This is a genomic window from Streptomyces sp. HD, assembly GCF_028369295.1.
GTDB lineage: Bacteria > Actinomycetota > Actinomycetes > Streptomycetales > Streptomycetaceae > Streptomyces.
This window is the reverse complement of sequence record NZ_JAQMYP010000003.1, coordinates 110,771-128,876: the sequence shown is the minus strand read 5'-3', so window position 1 is coordinate 128,876 and position 18,106 is coordinate 110,771. Positions and strand designations below refer to the sequence as shown.

The 18,106-nt window shown below is 69.0% G+C and carries 10 protein-coding genes and 3 tRNA genes; 8 read left to right on the top strand and 5 right to left on the bottom strand.

From position 1 onward, the window contains the following. The first annotated feature begins 208 nt into the window (after positions 1–208). The 3 genes from POF73_RS03990 to POF73_RS03980 all read left to right on the top strand — a co-directional run bounded on the left by POF73_RS03990 (position 209) and on the right by POF73_RS03980 (position 5,036). Entirely contained in the window at positions 209–1,474 is a 1,266-nt protein-coding gene (locus tag POF73_RS03990) for an NAD(P)/FAD-dependent oxidoreductase (protein ID WP_272113021.1), read from the top strand. Positions 1,475–1,597: 123 nt separating this feature from the next. Further along, positions 1,598–3,514, top strand: a complete 1,917-nt coding sequence (gene dnaG / locus POF73_RS03985) for a DNA primase (RefSeq protein WP_272113020.1) — start codon at positions 1,598–1,600, stop codon at positions 3,512–3,514. A gap of 190 nt (positions 3,515–3,704) precedes the next feature. Beyond that, positions 3,705–5,036 (top strand): RNA polymerase sigma factor, encoded by a 1,332-nt coding sequence (locus tag POF73_RS03980; protein ID WP_272113019.1) that lies wholly within the window; start codon positions 3,705–3,707, stop codon positions 5,034–5,036. Positions 5,037–5,194: 158 nt separating this feature from the next. On the opposite strand, the gene POF73_RS03975 is transcribed toward POF73_RS03980, so the two are convergent. The 4 genes from POF73_RS03975 to POF73_RS03960 all read right to left on the bottom strand — a co-directional run bounded on the left by POF73_RS03975 (position 5,195) and on the right by POF73_RS03960 (position 10,919). Further along, on the bottom strand, positions 5,195–7,123 hold the full coding sequence (locus POF73_RS03975) for an ABC transporter ATP-binding protein (RefSeq protein ID WP_272113018.1): 1,929 nt from the start codon (positions 7,121–7,123) through the stop codon (positions 5,195–5,197). Continuing rightward, entirely contained in the window at positions 7,123–8,856 is a 1,734-nt protein-coding gene (locus POF73_RS03970; protein ID WP_272113017.1) for an ABC transporter ATP-binding protein, read from the bottom strand. The genes POF73_RS03975 and POF73_RS03970 overlap by 1 nt, the downstream gene beginning before the upstream one ends. 151 nt (positions 8,857–9,007) lie before the next feature. Beyond that, the gene (locus tag POF73_RS03965; RefSeq protein WP_272113016.1) at positions 9,008–10,459 is read right to left on the bottom strand and encodes a xylulokinase; all 1,452 of its coding nucleotides are present in this window, start codon (positions 10,457–10,459) and stop codon (positions 9,008–9,010) included. A gap of 151 nt (positions 10,460–10,610) precedes the next feature. Further along, the gene (locus POF73_RS03960) at positions 10,611–10,919 is read right to left on the bottom strand and encodes a YtxH domain-containing protein (RefSeq protein WP_272113015.1); all 309 of its coding nucleotides are present in this window, start codon (positions 10,917–10,919) and stop codon (positions 10,611–10,613) included. A 158-nt stretch (positions 10,920–11,077) separates the two neighbouring features. On the opposite strand from POF73_RS03960, the gene POF73_RS03955 reads away from it, so the two are divergent. The 3 genes from POF73_RS03955 to POF73_RS03945 all read left to right on the top strand — a co-directional run bounded on the left by POF73_RS03955 (position 11,078) and on the right by POF73_RS03945 (position 11,484). Continuing rightward, a tRNA-Asn gene (locus POF73_RS03955) sits at positions 11,078–11,150 on the top strand. A 5-nt stretch (positions 11,151–11,155) separates the two neighbouring features. Beyond that, positions 11,156–11,228: transfer RNA gene (locus tag POF73_RS03950), tRNA-Asn, on the top strand. 179 nt (positions 11,229–11,407) lie between these two features. Beyond that, positions 11,408–11,484: transfer RNA gene (locus tag POF73_RS03945), tRNA-Ile, on the top strand. A 520-nt stretch (positions 11,485–12,004) separates the two neighbouring features. Here POF73_RS03945 and POF73_RS03940 read toward each other — a convergent pair. Beyond that, entirely contained in the window at positions 12,005–12,685 is a 681-nt protein-coding gene (locus tag POF73_RS03940; protein WP_272113014.1) for a peptidase inhibitor family I36 protein, read from the bottom strand. Between the two features lie 1,025 nt (positions 12,686–13,710). On the opposite strand from POF73_RS03940, the gene POF73_RS03935 reads away from it, so the two are divergent. After that, positions 13,711–17,556 carry an SGNH/GDSL hydrolase family protein gene (locus tag POF73_RS03935; protein WP_272113013.1) on the top strand — a complete coding sequence of 1,282 codons (3,846 nt, stop codon included), beginning with the start codon at positions 13,711–13,713 and terminating at the stop codon, positions 17,554–17,556. A 76-nt stretch (positions 17,557–17,632) separates the two neighbouring features. Continuing rightward, positions 17,633–18,085, top strand: a complete 453-nt coding sequence (locus POF73_RS03930; RefSeq protein ID WP_272113012.1) for a hypothetical protein — start codon at positions 17,633–17,635, stop codon at positions 18,083–18,085. Positions 18,086–18,106: the final 21 nt, after the last annotated feature.

Here is an 18,106-nt window from a genome sequence, read left to right as displayed (position 1 = left end):
GCGCGGGACGGCGCGTCGGGACGGTGCGTACACCCGCTCGGGACAGATGAGACGCAGGAGGCGAACGGATACCCGAAAGTGACCCTGCGTGGCCTGATCGGGTCACCCCCTCTTCCCGCATCACGCTGCGTGCGGGACGCTCGCATGTGGCGGCACCCGCTGTGTTTTCTGGGGGGACACCCCCCAGACCCCCCGTAGGAGGCATCAAGTGGTCGACGCGGATCAGACATTCGTCATCGTCGGAGGAGGACTCGCCGGCGCGAAGGCGGCCGAGACGCTCCGCGCGGAGGGCTTCACCGGGCGGGTGATACTGATCTGCGACGAGCGCGACCACCCGTACGAGCGGCCGCCCCTCTCCAAGGGCTACCTCCTCGGCAAGGAGGAGCGCGACAGCGTCTTCGTGCACGAGCCCGCCTGGTACGCGCGCAACGACATCGAGCTGCACCTCGGCCAGACCGTCGACGCGATCGACCGCGCGGCGAAGACGGTGCGGTTCGGCGAGGACGGCACCGTCGTCCACTACGACAAGCTCCTGCTGGCCACCGGCGCAGAACCGCGCCGCCTGGACATCCCCGGCACGGACCTGGCCGGCGTCCACCATCTGCGCCGCCTCGCGCACGCCGAGCGCCTCAAGGGCGTCCTCGCCTCGCTCGGCCGGGACAACGGGCACATCGTGATCGCCGGCGCCGGCTGGATCGGCCTGGAGGTCGCGGCGGCGGCCCGGGAGTACGGCGCGGAGGTCACCGTCATCGAGCCGGAGCCGACCCCGCTGCACGGCGTGCTGGGCCCGGAGCTGGGCGGGCTCTTCGGGGAGCTGCACCGCGACCACGGGGTGCGCTTCCACTTCGGCCGGCGGCTGACGGAGATCGTCGGCCAGGACGGCATGGTGCTGGCCGCCCGCACCGACGACGGCGAGGAGCACCCCGCGCACGACGTCCTGGCGGCGATCGGCGCGGCCCCGCGGGTCGCTCTCGCGGAGGCGGCGGGCCTTGAGATCGCCGACCGTGCCCACGGCCGCGGCGTCGTGGTCGACGAGCGGCTGCGCACCTCCGACCCCGACATCTACGCGGCCGGCGACGTCGCGTCCTTCCCGCACGCCCTCTTCGACACCCGGATCCGCGTCGAGCACTGGGCCAACGCGCTCAACGGCGGCCCGGCGGCGGCCCGGGCGATGCTCGGACAGGACGTCACCTACGACCGGGTGCCCTACTTCTTCTCCGACCAGTACGACTTGGGGATGGAGTACAGCGGGTGGGCGCCGCCGGGGACGTACGACGAAGTGGTGATTCGCGGGGACGCCGGGAAGCGGGAGTTCGTCGCCTTCTGGGTGAAGGACGGCCGGGTGTTGGCCGGGATGAACGTGAACGTGTGGGACGTCACAGAACCCATCCAGCAGCTGATCCGCTCGAAGGCACAGGTGGACACCCAGGCCCTGGCGGACCCGCACGTCGCCCTTGAAAGCCTGATCGCCTAGGCGTCTGCCGGGTTCCGTCGTCTCGCGGGTGCGGGTCGCGGGTGGCTGGTCGCGCAGTTCCCCGCGCCCCTGGGGCGTCGCAGCTCGCCCAGAGATGTCGGTCCGCCACCGTAGAATTCACGCGTGGCAGGACGGATCAACGACGAGGACGTGAAGGCGGTCCGGGACGCAGTCCCGATCGACGCCGTGGTGTCCGAGTACCTCCAGCTGCGCAGCGCGGGCGGCGGGAACCTCAAGGGGCTGTGCCCCTTCCACGACGAGAAGTCGCCGTCCTTCCAGGTCAGCCCGAGCAAGGGACTCTTCCACTGCTTCGGCTGCCAGGAGGGCGGCGACACCATCACGTTCGTGATGAAGGTCGACCACCTCTCCTTCTCCGAGGCGGTCGAGCGGCTCGCCGCCCAGGCCGGCATCACCCTGCGCTACGAGGAGGGCGGCTACAACCCCTCCCACCAGCGCGGCGAACGCATCCGCCTGGTCGAGGCCCACAAGATCGCCGCCGACTGGTACGCGGAGCAGCTCGCCACCAGCGCCGAGGCCGACACCGGCCGGGTCTTCCTCGCCGAGCGCGGCTTCGACCAGGCCGCCGCGGTCCACTTCGGCGTCGGCTACAGCCCCCAGGGCTGGGACCACCTCACCCGTTACCTCCGCGGCAAGGGCTTCACCGACAAGGAACTGCTCCTCTCCGGGCTGTCGCAGGAGGGCCGCCGCGGCCCGATCGACCGCTTCCGGGGCCGTCTGATGTGGCCGATCCGCGACATCGGCGGAGAGGTGGTCGGCTTCGGCGCGCGCAAGCTCTACGAGGCGGACAGCGGCCCGAAGTACCTCAACACCCCCGACACGGCGATCTACAAGAAGTCCCAGGTCCTGTACGGCATCGACCTCGCGAAGAAGGACATCGCCAAGGCCAGCCGCGCGGTCGTCGTCGAGGGCTACACGGACGTCATGGCCTGCCACCTCGCCGGCGTCACCACAGCCATCGCGACCTGCGGCACGGCCTTCGGCGGCGACCACATCAAGATCCTCCGCCGGCTGCTGATGGACAACGGCAGCGCACGGGTCATCTTCACCTTCGACGGCGACGCGGCCGGCCAGAAGGCTGCCCTGCGCGCCTTCGAGGACGACCAGAAGTTCGCGGCCGAGACGTACATCGCGATCGCGCCCGACGGCATGGACCCCTGCGAGCTGCGCCTGGCCAAGGGCGACGAGGCGGTCGCCGACCTGGCCGAACCGCGCACCCCGCTCTTCGAGTTCGCGCTGCGCCAGATCGTCCTGCGCTACGACCTCGACACCCCGGCGGGCCGCGCGGCGGCGCTGGACGAGGCGGCGCCGATCGTCGCCCGCATCAAGAACAGCGGCGCCCAGCACGAGGTGGCCGTCCAGCTCGCGGGCATGCTCGGCATCCTCGACACGCAGTTCGTGGTGAAGCGGGTGGCGCAGCTGGCGCGTTGGGCACGGGACCGGGGCGGCAGGGGACAGGCGCCGGCGTCCGGCCCGGGATCCCGCAACCCGCAGCAGCAGTACGACGCCGCCGCCGGCCCCCGCACCTCCGGCCCGGCCCTGACCCTGCGCAACCCCGTCTACGCCACCGAACGCGAACTGCTCAAACTCGCCCTCCAGCGCCCCGAGTTGGTCTCCCCGGCGTTCGACGCGTACGGCGTCGACGAGTTCACCGCCGCGCCCTACGCCGCCGTACGCCAGGCGATCATGGACGCGTCCGGCGCGGAGTACGGCATCCAGGATCCGCAGGAGTACCTGGTCCGCGTCCGTGACGCGGCCCCCGACGACCAGGTCCGCGCGATGGTCACGGAGCTGGCGGTCGAGGCGATCATGCGCAGAACGGTCGACGAGAACTACGCCGGCGAGCAACTCGTCACCGTCCGCCGCCGCGCCGTGGAGCGCCGCATCCGTGACGTCCAGAGCCAGCTCACCCGCCTCGGCGCGGGCGGCGACCCGGCCCAACTGGCCGCCGTTCAGAACGAACTGTGGGTTCTGCAGCAGTACGACCAGGCGTTGCGGGAGCGGGGAGCCGCGGCTTTGTGAGCGCCTTGCCGCGCTCCAGCCGCGTCACCGAAAGTCACTGGTGGTCACCGGTGGTCATCGGACATCCGGGTCCTCGTACGTGAGTCCGACGGCCAAACGATCTGAGTAACCGACCGGTCACGGACCGGACTCAAAAAGTCACCGCACGCCCCTCGTGGCGGCGATGTGTCGTACTCCACACTGGGTTCCGGTGCCTGAGTCCTCGGAGCGCGGCCGATCCGTTCCCCACGGGTCCCACACCCCCGCGGTTCCGCTCATCGCGTACGGGACGGACAGCGGCGAGGCCGCCGACTCCGCCCTCGAAGCAGCGCTGCCGTACGCCTCGGCAGCGATCATCCTGGAGGTCGCCCCCGTGCAGACCCAGACCCTTATCCAGACCGACGCAAGTACGGACGCCACGGAGCCGGACGCGGAGCCCGACGTTCTCGTCGCGGTGCCGCCGCAGAGCCGTGTCGAGCACCACCCGGAGACGGAGACGGAGACGGAAACGGAGCCGGAGCCGGAGGCCTCGCCCGAGCCCGCCGAGCCGCCCGCCGAGGCGTTGGACGCCGCCGACGCCGCAGAACCGGTCGAGGCGCCGCTGCCGGCCCGCAACCGCGCCGACAACAGCGGCCCCTCCTCGGACCTCTTCCGCCAGTACCTGCGGGAGATCGGCCGCATCCCCCTGCTCACCGCGGCCGAGGAGGTCGAGCTCGCCCGCCGGGTCGAGGCCGGCCTGTTCGCCGAGGAGAAGCTGGGCAGCACCCCCGATCTGGACAGCCAGTTGGCCCTCGACCTGGACCGCCTGGTCGTCATGGGCCGGATGGCCAAACGGCGCCTGATCGAGGCGAACCTGCGGCTCGTCGTGTCGGTCGCCAAGCGGTACGTCGGCCGCGGGCTGACCATGCTCGACCTGGTCCAGGAGGGCAACCTCGGGCTGATCCGGGCCGTCGAGAAGTTCGACTACGCCCGCGGCTACAAGTTCTCGACGTACGCCACCTGGTGGATCCGGCAGGCCATGTCCCGCGCCCTCGCCGACCAGGCCCGCACCATCCGGGTGCCGGTCCATGTGGTCGAGCTGATCAACCGGGTCGTCCGCGTCCAGCGCCGCATGCTGCAGGAACGCGGCTACGAGCCGACGCCGGAAGAGGTCGCCGCCCACCTGGACCTGCTGCCCGAGCGCGTCAGCGAGGTGCTGCGCCTGGCCCAGGAACCAGTCTCGCTGCACGCGCCCGTGGGAGAGGAGGACGACGTCGCCCTCGGCGATCTGATCGAGGACGGCGACGCGACATCGCCGGTGGAGTCGGCGGCGTTCCTGCTGCTCAGGGAACACCTGGAGGCGGTCCTGTCGACCCTCGGCGAACGCGAACGCAAGGTCGTCCAACTCCGCTACGGCCTCGCGGACGGCCGCCCGCGCACCCTGGAGGAGATAGGCCGTATCTTCGGCGTGACGCGGGAGCGAATCAGGCAGATCGAGTCGAAGACGCTCAACAAGCTGCGGGATCATGCGTTTGCGGATCAGCTGAGGGGCTATCTGGACTGATGCCGTCTGCGGGCCCGGTGGGGGTTGACCGCGCAGTTCCCCGCGCCCCTTAGGTGCGTCCAGGCAACGTCCTTAAGGGGCGCGGGGAACTGCGCGACCAGCCCCCACCGGCCCGCAGCCGCCCCACGACCCCACGCGGCACCCCCGAACGCGCCCCCTCAGTCCACCTCGGCCACCGCCTGAGCGAACTGCGCCTTGTACAACCGCGCATACGCCCCGTCGGCCGCCAACAGCTCCCCGTGCGCGCCCTGCTCCACGATCGACCCGTTCTCCATGACGAGGATCGTGTCCGCGTCCCGGATCGTCGACAGCCGGTGCGCGATGACGAACGACGTACGCCCGTGCGCCAGCTTCGCCATCGCCTTCTGGATCAGCACCTCGGTACGGGTGTCGACCGACGACGTCGCCTCGTCCAGCACCAGGATCACCGGGTCGGACAGGAACGCCCGCGCGATGGTGATCAGCTGCTTCTCGCCCGCGCTGACCCCGCTGCCCTCGTCGTCGATCACCGTGTCGTACCCGTCGGGCAGCGTACGGATGAACCGGTCGGCGTGGGCGGCCCGCGCGGCCTCCTCGATCTCGCCCCGGGTGATGTCGCGGGACGCCCCGTACGCGATGTTCTCCGCGATCGTGCCGCCGAACAGCCAGGTGTCCTGCAGCACCATCCCGATCCCGGCCCGCAGCTCGTCCCGGGACATCCGGGAGATGTCGACGCCGTCGAGGGTGATACGGCCGGACGACACGTCGTAGAAGCGCATCAGCAGGTTCACGAGGGTCGTCTTGCCGGCCCCCGTCGGGCCGACGATCGCCACCGTGTGCCCCGGCTCCACCGCCAGCGACAGGTCCTCGATCAGCGGCTTCTCCGGGTCGTACCGGAAGGACACCCCCTCCAGCGCCACCCGCCCCCGCAGCTCCTCCGGCCGCGTCCCCGGCACCGGATCCGCCTCCTGCTCCTCCGCGTCCAGGAGTTCGAAGACCCGCTCGGCCGAGGCGACACCCGACTGCACGAGGTTCGCCATCGACGCGACCTGCGTCAACGGCATCGAGAACTGCCGCGAGTACTGGATGAAGGCCTGCACGTCGCCGATGGACAGCGAGCCGGACGCGACTCGCAGACCGCCGACCACCGCGACAAGGACGTAGTTGATGTTCGACACGAACAGCATCAGCGGCTGCATCACACCACTGTTGAACTGCGCCTTGAACCCCGCCTCGTACAGCGCCTCGTTCTGCTCGGCGAACTGCTTCGCGGACTCCTCCTGGCGCCCGAACACCTTCACCAGGGTGTGCCCGGTGTACATCTCCTCGACGTGCGCGTTGAGCTTGCCGGTGGAGCGCCACTGCTGCACGAAGTGCGGCTGGGACCGTTTGCCGACCCGCGTGGCGACCACGAACGACACCGGCACCGTCACCAGCGCGACCAGCGCCAGCAGCCACGACACCCAGAACATCATCGCCAGCACACCGACGATGGTCAGCACCGAGTTGATGAGCTGCCCCATCGACTGCTGGAGCGTCTGCCCGATGTTGTCGATGTCGTTCGTCGCCCTGGACAGCACCTCACCGCGCTGCCGCTTGTCGAAGTACGACAGGGGCAGCCGCGACAGCTTCACCTGGACGTCCTCGCGCATCCGGAACATCGTGCGGTTCACGGCCCGGTTCACCAGCCGCGTCGCCACCGCCATCAGCAGCCCGGCGACCAGGAACACGGCGAGCGCGAACAGCAGCACATGCCCGACGGCGGTGAAGTCGATGCCCTCGCCCGGTGTGAAGTCGGTGCTGCGCAGCATGTCGGCGATCTCGTTGTCGCCGCGCTCCCGCATGGCCGCGAGGACCTGCTCCTTGCTCATCCCGGACTCGAACTGGCGCCCGACGATGCCCGCGAAGATCAGGTCGGTGGCCGCACCGAGGATCTTCGGCCCGGCGACCGACAGCCCCACGCTCACGAACACGCAGAACAGCAGCGCGTAGATGGTGATCCGCTCCGGCTTGAACTGGGAGACGAGCCGTTTGCCCGACCCCTTGAAGTCCAGCGAGCGCTGATCGGGACCGCCACCGGCCATCATCCGTCCCATGGGCCCGGCCATCAGGCAGCCTCCGCTTCCGTCAGCTGGGAGAGCACGATCTCCCGGTACGTCTCGTTGTCCGCCATCAGCTCGTGATGGCGGCCGGTGCCGACGACCCGGCCCTCGTCGAGCACCACGATCCGGTCCGCGTCCCGGATGGTCGCCACCCGCTGGGCGACGATGACGACGGTCGCCTCGGCGGTCTCCCGCGCGAGCGCCGCACGCAGCGCCGCGTCGGTGGCGTAGTCGAGGGCGGAGAAGGAGTCGTCGAAGAGGTAGATCTCCGGGCGCTGCACGAGGGTGCGGGCGATCGCGAGCCGCTGCCGCTGACCACCGGAGACATTCGTGCCGCCCTGCGCGATGGGGGAGTCGAGCCCGTTCTCCAGCCGCTCCACGAACTCCTTGGCCTGCGCCACCTCCAGCGCGTGCCACAGCTCCTCGTCCGTCGCGTCCGGATTGCCGTAGCGCAGGTTGGTCGCCACCGTCCCGGCGAACAGATACGGCTTTTGCGGCACCAGCCCGACGGTCTCCGCCAGGAGCCGCGGTTCGATGGCGGCCACGCTCTCCCCGTCGACCAGCACCTGGCCGTCGGTCGCGTCGAACAGCCGCGGCACCAGCCCCAGCAGGGTCGACTTCCCACTGCCGGTCGACCCGATCACGGCCGTCGTCTCACCCGGCAGAGCCACCAGATCGATCGCCTTGAGCACCGGCTCCTCGGCACCCGGATAGCGGAAGCCCGCGCCCCGGATCTCCAGATGCCCGTGCCGGCGCAGCTCACGCACCGGAGCGACCGGCGGCACCACGCTCGACGAGGTGTCCAGGACCTCCTGGATCCGCTCGGCGCACACCTCCGCGCGCGGCACCATCATGAACATGAAGGTGGCCATCATCACGGACATCACGATCTGCATGAGATAGGCGAGGAACGCGGTCAGATCGCCGATCTGCATCTCGCCGCTGTCGATCCGGTGGGCCCCGAACCACACCACCGCGATCGACGACAGGTTCACCACCGTCATGACGATCGGGAACATCAGCGCGAGCAGCCTGCCGGTGCCCATCGCCATCTCGGTGAGGTCGACGTTGGCCTTCCGGAACCGCTGCTGCTCGTACTCGTCGCGCACGAACGCCCGGATCACCCGGTTGCCGGTGATCTGCTCGCGCAGCACCCGGTTCACCGTGTCGAGACGCTCCTGCATGGACCGGAACAGCGGCCGCAGCCGCCGTACGATCAAGGTCACGCTGATGCCCAGCACGGGCACCACGGCGACCAGCACCGCGGACAGCGGCACGTCCAGGCCGAGGGCCAGCACGATGCCGCCCACGCACATGATCGGCGCCGACACCATCAGTGTGAACGTCATCAGCGCCAGCATCTGCACCTGCTGGACGTCATTGGTCGTACGGGTGATCAGCGAGGGTGCGCCGAAGTGCCCGACCTCACGCGCCGAGAACGACTGCACCCGGTCGAACACGGCCGCCCGCACGTCCCGGCCGAGCGCCGACGCGGTGCGCGCGCCGTAGTAGACGGCACCGATGTTGCACACGACCTGCGCCAGGGAGATGCCGATCATCAGGGCGCCGTAGGACAGGATGTAGCCGGTGTCGCCGTTGACGACGCCCTTGTCGATGATGTCCGCGTTCAGCGTGGGCAGGTAGAGGGTGGCGCAGGTCTGCAGGAACTGCAGCAGCACCAGCCAGGCGATGGGTTTTCGGTAGGGCCTGAGGTAGGTCCGCAGAAGTCGTATGAGCACGCTGCTTCTCTCGGAGTCGACGACGGGGCCGTTTGGTTGCCCTTGGCCCCTATCGTCGAACACTCCAGCGGCGTTACCTCAACTGATTAAGCCGTCAGCGGGGCTCCGTACGGCCTTATGGGTACGACTCCTACCGGTCTCTTACGTTCCGCTACGGCCGGAACGCTCCGGGGTGGGTCTGCTCCCGGACCGACACGAACTGCTGCCGCACCGCCTGCCCCACCGCCAGCTCCTCGCCGGGCTCCAGGACCTGCGCGGCCGCACCCTGCCAGACCGGCGGGGTACGCGGGTCGAGTGTGCCCTGCGACACACCGAGCGCCCAGGCCGCCTGCCGGGCGGCGCCGATCGCCGCATAGTCCGCGGGCTGCGGTACGACGACCTGCACCCCGAACAGCGAGGGCGCCGCCGCCTGCACGGCCGACAGTTCGGCGACCGCCCCGAGCAGGAAGATCCGCCGCACCTCGACACCCCGACCGCGCAGCACGTCGAGCGCGTCCGCGAGCCCGCACAGCATGCCCTCGAACGCCGCCCGCGCCAGATGCTCCGGCTTCATCGACTCCCGCCGAAGCCCCACCAGCGTCCCCGCGGTGTGCGGCAGATGCGGCGTCCGCTCACCCTCCAGATACGGCAGCAGTACGAGACCGTGCGCACCCGGCGTCGACTTCATCGCCAGGTCGGACAGGCTCTCCAGGTCGGGCATGCCCAGCAGTTCGGCGGTGCCGCGCAGGGTGCGCACCGCGTTGAGGGTCGTGACGACCGGGAGGTGCATTCCGGTCGCGTCGGCCAACGAGGTGATCATCCCGCTGCTGTCGACGAGCGCCTCGGGATGGACGGCCATCACGGACCCGGACGCGCCGAGCGACACCACGGCGTCCCCCAGCCCGATGCCGAGCCCGAAGGCGGCGGCCATGGTCTCCCCGGTCCCCGCGGAGATCAGGAGCCCCTCGGGAGTCGTACCGGCCGCCTCGGCCGGCCCGATCACCTCGGGCAGCATCGCCTGGTGGCCGAGCGCCAGCTCGACCAGATCGCTCCGGTAGGCGCCGGTCGCCGCCGACCAGTAGCCGGTTCCGGAGGCACCCCCGCGATCTGTGGTCCTTCTCACGGGCCGGCCGAGCAGCTGCCACACCAGCCAGTCGTGCGCCTGCATCAGCACGGCGGCGCGTACGGCGTTCTCCGGCTCGGTCTTGGCCAGCCAGCGCAGCTTGGTCACCGGCTGCGCGGCCTGCGGCACACACCCCACGGCCTGCGCCCACGCCTCACGCCCGCCCAGCGCGTCGATCAGATCCGCCGCCGCGACCTGCGCCCGCTTGTCGCCGCCGACCATCGCCGGGCGCACGGTGTTGCCCTGCGCGTCGAGCGGGACCAACGCGTTCTGCTGCGCCGACACGCCGATGGCCTGCACGCCTTCGAGCAGCCCACCGCCCGCCGCCTCGCCCAGGGACAGCAGCCAGGCCTGCGGATCGATGTCGGAGGGGCGGCCGCCGTCCGGCGATTCCACCGGGTGCGAGGCATACCCCTGCCTGAGCACGGCGCCTGTGTCCGTGTCGCAGACGACGATGCGAGTGAAATCGGGCGAACTGTCCAGCCCGGCGACTATCCCCATGGCCCAAATTGTGCCGTAGCGCTGCGCTGGCTTGGGCCGTGGGCGCGGTGCGGGTGCGTGGGGTTTTCCGGGTGCGGGTTGTGCGGGGCCGGTCGCGCAGTGCCCCGCGCCCCTTTCAGCGGCGTTGCAGGAACCGGCGCCAGGGGTGCTGCTACGTGTTGCTGGTGCCCCAGTCGTCCTCCGCGCCGCCGTTGTGGGCGCTGCGCTCTCGTAGGGAGCGGACGCGTTGGGCCACCGATTCCGGGACTCGGTCTCCCACCTTCTCGCTGACCGTGTGGTACGCCTTGCCCGCGAAGTGGCGGCCCTGCTGTGCCGCGGACTCGGCGGTGTTGCGGACCGCGGGGTTCTCGGCGAATGCCCGGGCGGACTTCTTCAGCTGCTCGTAGCGCTCGCGTCCGGCGCGTGTCCCGAGGACGTAACCGACGGCGAGTCCGATCGCGAACGTGAGCCGGTAGCGCATGGCGGCCACCCTTCCCTTGCGTAGGTCCCTGGTGCGGCGTCGGCGCCGGGGGGAACCGATTGGCGGAGCACCCCCCTGCTTGCGCTAATGTATGTGTCGCAGCGAGCGCACGCCCCCTGGCGAATACCCAGGTAGGTACGTTCGATGCAACGAGGCATTCCTCCGTAGCTCAATTGGCAGAGCAGCCGGCTGTTAACCGGCAGGTTACTGGTTCGAGTCCAGTCGGGGGAGCTCGGTCCTCCGTAGCTCAATTGGCAGAGCAGCCGGCTGTTAACCGGCAGGTTACTGGTTCGAGTCCAGTCGGGGGAGCATGCTGAACGAGGACCCCTCAGGGGTCCTTTTTCATGTCTGATCACCTGTCGTGGGAACCGTGCAGGTCGTGGCGGAGTCCTTCAGGGCAGGCGAAGTCGACCATACGAAGCAGGAGATCGTATGAGCGGCTATGCTGCGGCAGACGGCGCGCACACTTGTACGCGACACGCCGCTATGGGGCGGTAGCTCAGCCGGTTAGAGCAGCGGACTCATAATCCGTCGGCCGTGGGTTCGAGTCCCACCCGCCCCACCAAGCGCTATCGGTGCAGAAACGATCTGACCTGTCGAAACGCTGCCGCGATACCGTCGGGCCGCAGTCGTCACCGGGAGAACGCTGCACGAACGCTCTACCGACCCGCCGTAAGCTCCTTGGCGCGCCTTGGGAAGGGACGCATGAGCATGTTCATGCGGAGGTCTTCCGTCGGTCCGTCAGATGCCCCTCCAGGGGATCAGGTTCGGGACGGCGACCAACCAGGCGGAACGCCTCGCTCATACCCGGCGACTGCTCCATACGGATGAGGATGCGGCCAGGGCGGCCGCTGAGACGTCCGGATGTCCGGATGTGCGGATGTCTCGTTCTCCGAGAGGCCGTCGGCGACCGCGCGACCAGCCATGAGACGGGGTGGCCCGCAGCCTGCCGCCTTCGTACCCAACGCCGGCATCCGACTGACCGGCGAGGAGTGGCAACGGCGCCGTGGGCCTACAGGGGCCCACGGCGCCGTTTCGGTCAGGGCACTCCCGGTCTCCGGGGTGTCCGACGGCCGTCGTGCTTCTCAGTTGCGCTTGACCTGGAAGACATCGACCTTGTTGTCCCAGTTGCCGCCACCGGGGTAGTCCATGTTCTTGAAGTTCGCCCAGCCGTGCGGGGGAACGAGCTCACGCTCCCGGTCGTGCAGCGGCCACGAACGGGAGTCCCAGATCGTCGCGGTTCCGTAGTTGAGCGACCAGCGGCCGACCCAGTAGTAGACCGAGCTGAGCTTGTCGCGGAATCCGTAGTCGCCGAGGTCCTTCTTGCCGCTGCTGGAGAACTGGAGACGCCTGCCCTTGTAGTTGGCGTCCTGATACAGGCACCAGTAGTCGGCGGCACAGTTGTCGCGCGGGTCGGCAGCCCGGAGCTTGGTGGCTTTGAGGGTTTCCTCGCGGACCTTGGCAGGCAGGGCCGGGTCCGCCAGGGATTCCTCATTCGTGTCGTAGCAGTGGACCTCGCCGTCGGGAAGTTCGCTGCAGATGTTGGCGCCTTCCCAGGACTCGGCGAGGTTGATCTTCCTCCCGTCGTAGTTGGCGATCACCGGGTTCACCGGGTCCGGTGTCGGCTCTGCGGTGGGTTCCTGGGCGGTCGGGGCCGACGGCTCCGCGGTGGGTTCCGCCGCCTGCGCCAGTGAGCCTGAACCCATCAGGAGGGTTCCGGCAGTGGTTGCGGCCAGGAGGGCGGAAGCCAGCGGTCTGCGTATCAAGAGGTGTTCTCCATGGTGATGTCGTAGTGGTGGTGCGCTGTGGTTCGGCCAGGGCCGTACGTGTTCAGCACCAGCACGTCTTCGCGGTCTTCGCGTACTCGCTGATGCGCTGTCGGCCGACGGAACACCGGCGGCGGTCGAGTCGCCCGCACTGCATCCGGACAGCAGAACGACCGCTGCCGGCGGGCATGCGGAGAGGTTCGTTGCGTTGCCTCAGGGCGGTGACTGCTCAGGCATGGGCCGGAAGCAGGGCCGGCGGCTGTCCGGTGGTGGCCCCTCGGCCCTCACTTCCAGGCATGGACAGACGGCATCGCGGCATGACGATGTACTCCTCCCCCGTGGCGACACTGTTCCCCCGGTCGCCTGTGAACTGACGTGCACGGTGACGAAGCGGTCAGGTCCGTCGCGTGCAGCAGTCACCCTAGACACAGGTGAGAACCAGGTGACAACAGATACTTTTTCGCCCTCTCGCTCCAACTGGCGTGAAATAGTCCATCTTCGGTGACCCTCCCGATGTGTAAATCATGTGCATGGCTTGTGAGTTGTCGGTAAATCCGTTGCGAGACCGGCGGGTCATGGGCGTCACAGTTGACTGAAATTGAGCCTTCCAGCGCGAGCGACGGGTGAGACGCGCTGTGGTGCTCCAGAGGGGATCGCTTGCCATGTCCCGCCTGCCTCAGGCGGACTGACGCGCCCTCCGGCGGCGTGGTCGGGCCGCGACGCGGCGACACAAGTTACTGATAAGTTCCGCTGCGACCAGCGGGGGGCCACGCCTGGTCGGGGTTCCCCGTGCACGACCACCTTCGCATCCGTCCCGTCGTCCGTCGTTCTGATGGGTGGGGCGGGTGCGTCACATATGAAACGGGGAAACTCTGTTGGGGAGACAGAGCAGACGAACTCGCGCGTCCTTGGCCGCCATAGCCGTGTGCGCCGCCTTGACCGGAGGGCTGATTCAGGCCGTCCCGGCAGCCGCCGCACCTCAGCCCGAACCCGGCCGTGACAAGCCGTCGGAGCTTCCCGCAAAGGTGAAGGATCCCGGCAAGGAGCTGGGCGCGGGGTGGAACACGTCGAAGGATCGCGCGGTGACCGGCGCGGCCGACAGCGACGGTTTCAGGATCCTCGTCGCCGACAGCAGCAAGGCGTACGAGTGGAAGACCGCGGCGACTCTGGCGGAGCCGGGCATGCCCGCCGACTCATGGGTGGGCAATCAGTGCGTCATGGACGACTCCCACGTCGCCGCCGTGTACGCACCCCGCACGTTCACGAACAAGCCCGACCTGATGCAGGGCGGGGCGTTCACGGCGATCGTGAACACCAGGACGGGCGAGGTGACGAAGCTGCCGTTCACCGCCACGCTCGCCTACTTCGACCCGACCTGCAACACCACCACGCACACGGCCGCCTTCACCCAGTACCGCGACATGAACGACATGGCGCAGGTGAAGACGCGTGTGATCACGGTGGACACGGACGGCCGGACGGTCGCGAACACGGGCGAACTGCGTGGGCAGGTCTCGTCGGCGGCCCCGGTGGAGGACGGCGTCGTCGCCGGCCTCGGCAGCGATCTCGTCCACATCGACGGCGAGGGGAAGATCCGCCGACTCGCCAAGGGCGACAGCATCCCCTTCGACATCCGCCCCATGGCGGATGACCGGATCGGCTTCATGGACCGCAAGGGCACGAAGACGGCGCAGGCGAAGGTGTACGGCGGCCAGGGCAAGCCGAGTACGGTCGCCACCGGACCCCTCGGCGACCTCGCTCTCGAATCCGGCGCGCAGGGCCGCGTCTTCCTCACCGGCCGTCCCGAGAAGGTGAAGGTGCGGGGGAGCGGCGTCACCCAGGTCGACGCGCCGGCCGACACCGACGTCTCCTCCCACGGCCGCCTCGCCGTCGACACGGTCCTCACCCCCGGCGTCCGAGCCGGACTGACCCGCATCAAGGGGGCCGGAAAGGGCTTCGACAAGGCCAACGAGCCGCAGGCGGGGGTGCGTTCCCGCTCCGGGACGGCCCCGGGGACGGCGGACGACGACACCACGATCACCGTCACCTCGACCGCCACGACGACGGGCAAGGAGGTCGAGCAGCGCGTCGCCTCCTCCATGCTGGAGGACTCCGGCAACGGACTGTCCCCTGCCCTGGCCGGCGACCCGAAGCCGCGCGCACGGACAGGCAGGGTGGACGCTCCCGACTCCCACGATCCCCGTGACACCGACCGCTGGTGCTCCGTCTCCCGCAACGACATGAGTGCCCAGGCGCTGCAGCCGACGCCGAACCAGGTCGAGTGGGCGGTGGACATGGCCGTACGCGGAGAGCTGCACGGCAACTGGCTCCGTCAGGGTGGCTACCGCAGCCAGGCGGGGCTCGGCTCGATCGACCCGCAGGGGCTCTTCCCCCTCCCGAAGCTGAACGGCGGCGGCCGGATCCCCGCCAACGTCCTGCTCGGCATCCTGGCGCAGGAATCCAACCTGTGGCAGGCGGAATCCGGCGCGATCCCCGGCCAGATGGGCAACCCGCTGGCCGCCGTGGACGGTTATTACGGCCACAAGGCGAACGACACCCTCCTCGGCTACTGGCGCATCAACTGGGAGAAGTCCGACTGCGGTTACGGCGTCGGACAGGTCACCGACGGCATGCGCCTGAAGGGGCATGAGAAGGACCACGAGACGAGCCTCGACCCGAAGCTCCAGAAGATCATCGCGGTCGACTACGCCGCCAACATCGCGGCCTCCATGAAGATCCTCGCCGACAAGTGGAACGAGGTGCACACCGACGGGCAGAAGATCACGGTCAACAACGACGATCCCTCCCGCGTGGAGAACTGGTTCACCGCCGCCTGGAACTACAACCTCGGCTTCAACCCCAAGTCGGCCGCCGGGCAGAACGGCGGCAAGTGGGGCCTGGGCTGGTACAACAACCCCGCGAACCCGATGTACAAGAAGGGTGCCTGGGACCACCCGTTCATGGACGTGAGCCTCGACAAGGACAACATCCGTGACGCGGCGCATCCGCAGGACTGGCCCTACGAGGAGAAGGTGATGGGCTGGGCGGCCTGGTCCATCGACACCGGCTTCTCCTACTCCACCGACGGCCGTCAGGACTGGCCGGGCGAGGACGGGTTCTCCTCGGCGGGCTTCCAGCCCGCCTGGTGGACGAGCGTCGTCAACCGCTCCAGCGTCAGCCCGCCGCTGGACACCTTCTGCAACCAGAAGAACAACTGCAACCCGGCCAACCCGGTCGACTGCCCGGACGAGGCCTGCTACCGCCAGTTCTGGTGGACCCAGCAGAACGCGACCTGGAAACCGGCCTGCGACCAGACCTGCGGGCACGAGAACATCAAGTACCAGACCCTGAGGTCCGAGCCCGGGTCCGGCACCAGGCTCAAGCGCGGCGAGCCGGTGTGCGACACCGCACCCAAGGGCGCCGACGTCGTCACCTCCATTCCCAACGGAACCGAGACCTGGTCGAAGTGCGGGAAGGCGAAGTCGGCAGGCTCGTTCCAGTTCACCTTCCATCCGGACTGGGACAAGCACTACGAGGCGAAGGCCGATCTGTATTCGGTCGGCGGCGGCGACGGCGGTCACTTCTGGTACTCCCACACCCGTAACGCGGACAACCTCGGCGGCGAGGGCAACCGGATGACGATGAAGGGTCAGTGGACCCTCGGGCGCCAACTGGGCTGGGCGCGGGTGCTGGTGCACCTGCCCGACACCGGCGCCCACACCCGGCAGGCCACCTACGTGGTGGACGGCTCCGACAGCAAGAGCGCCAAGCGGGTCGTGCAGCAGCGTGCCGGCGGCTGGGTCAGCCTGGGAGTGTTCCACTTCACGGGCACCCCTCGGGTCGAGCTGTCCAACAACACGGCGGACGGAACGGCCGACGAGGACATCGCCTGGGGCGCCGTCGCCTTCCAGCCCCTTGCGGCCAAGCCGGCCAACTTCGTCGTGGCCATGGGGGACTCGTACTCGTCGGGCGAAGGATCCACCGCGCCCGGTGGCGCCGATCTGTACGCGGAGACGGACCACTACGACAAGAACGCCAGCAGCCAGACCAACAAGTGCCACCGCTCCAAGCTGGCCTGGTCCCGGCAGGCGACCCTGCCCGGCTACGGCAAGTCGATCGGATCCATGGCCGACAGCCTCGATCCGAACATGGACTACCACTTCACGGCCTGCTCCGGCGCCCGCACCTACAACATCCTGAACAAGCCGCAGGACTCCAGCGAGGTACCCCAGCTACAGGCGGGCTACCTGGACGACAACACCACCCTGGTGACGCTGTCGATCGGCGGCAACGACGCGCGCTTCACGGACATCATGACGAAGTGCATCGACATCCCGATCCCGGCCCTGAAGACGTGCCCGTACGCCGAGCTGGACAACATCGATCCCGCCACCGGCGACAAGACAAGCGGTACGACGGGGGACCTGAAGGACTGGGCGCCCAAGTGGCTGCACGACGGGGTCCGGCCGCAGATCGTGAAGACCCTCAAGGCCATCCATGACAAGGCACCGCACGCGAAGGTCGTCCTCATGGGCTACCCGCGCCTGGTGGAGAAGGACCACAGCTGCCTTCCCGGTGCCTACGAGGACGTCGAGAACACCTGGATCCGCGATCTGGCCGACAACCTCGCGACCGAGATGAAGGGGGCCGCCGCGGACGCCGGATCATGGGCGGTCTTCTCCGACCCGCGGGACGAGTTCGACGGCAAGGGTGTCTGCGGCAGTCCCGAAGGCATCCACGGCATCGTGGAGACCGGGCGGGAGCAGGCGGACAACGATGCTCCGAAGCCTTCCATGCAGTCATTCCACCCGAAGCCCGCAGGGGCTCGCCTCTACGCAAACGCCCTGGAGCAGACGCTTCAGGGGAGGTAACAGACAGAAACAACTGGCCGGGGGCCTGAGTATTCCTACTCAGGCCCCCGGCCCCCGTTCAAGGAAGTCTGTAGGCATGAACACGCCCCACGCAGAACCCCGGCCCATAGCGGCACGCGTATCCGGAGCAGCTGCCACCGGCGCGGTGCTGGCCGGTGGTGCCTGCCTCTTCTTCTCCTGGGTCGGTCATCACAACGATCAGTCATGCGAGACGACGGACGGCCTCTGCTTCACCTGGTGGGATCTGGCCGCCCTCCCCCTCACGTTCGCGACGGCACTCGTCACCCTGATCGTCGTCTACAAGCAGTTGGGCATCGGGCCGCGGCTCGCGGTCATCCCGCCGACGCTCCTGCTGGCGCCGATACCTCTCGCCGCCGCGCAGGCGACCGCGGGCTGCTGGGCCGCGGCCATCGCGGGCGGAGCGTGGGCATCCTTCTTCGCGCTGGCCGCGTCGAGCCGCTACCGAATCCTGGGACTCTCCGCCGCGGCAGCGCTCCTGCTTGCATCCCTTGTCGTCCTGTACCGCTGACCACGTGGCAGGATTCCGCAC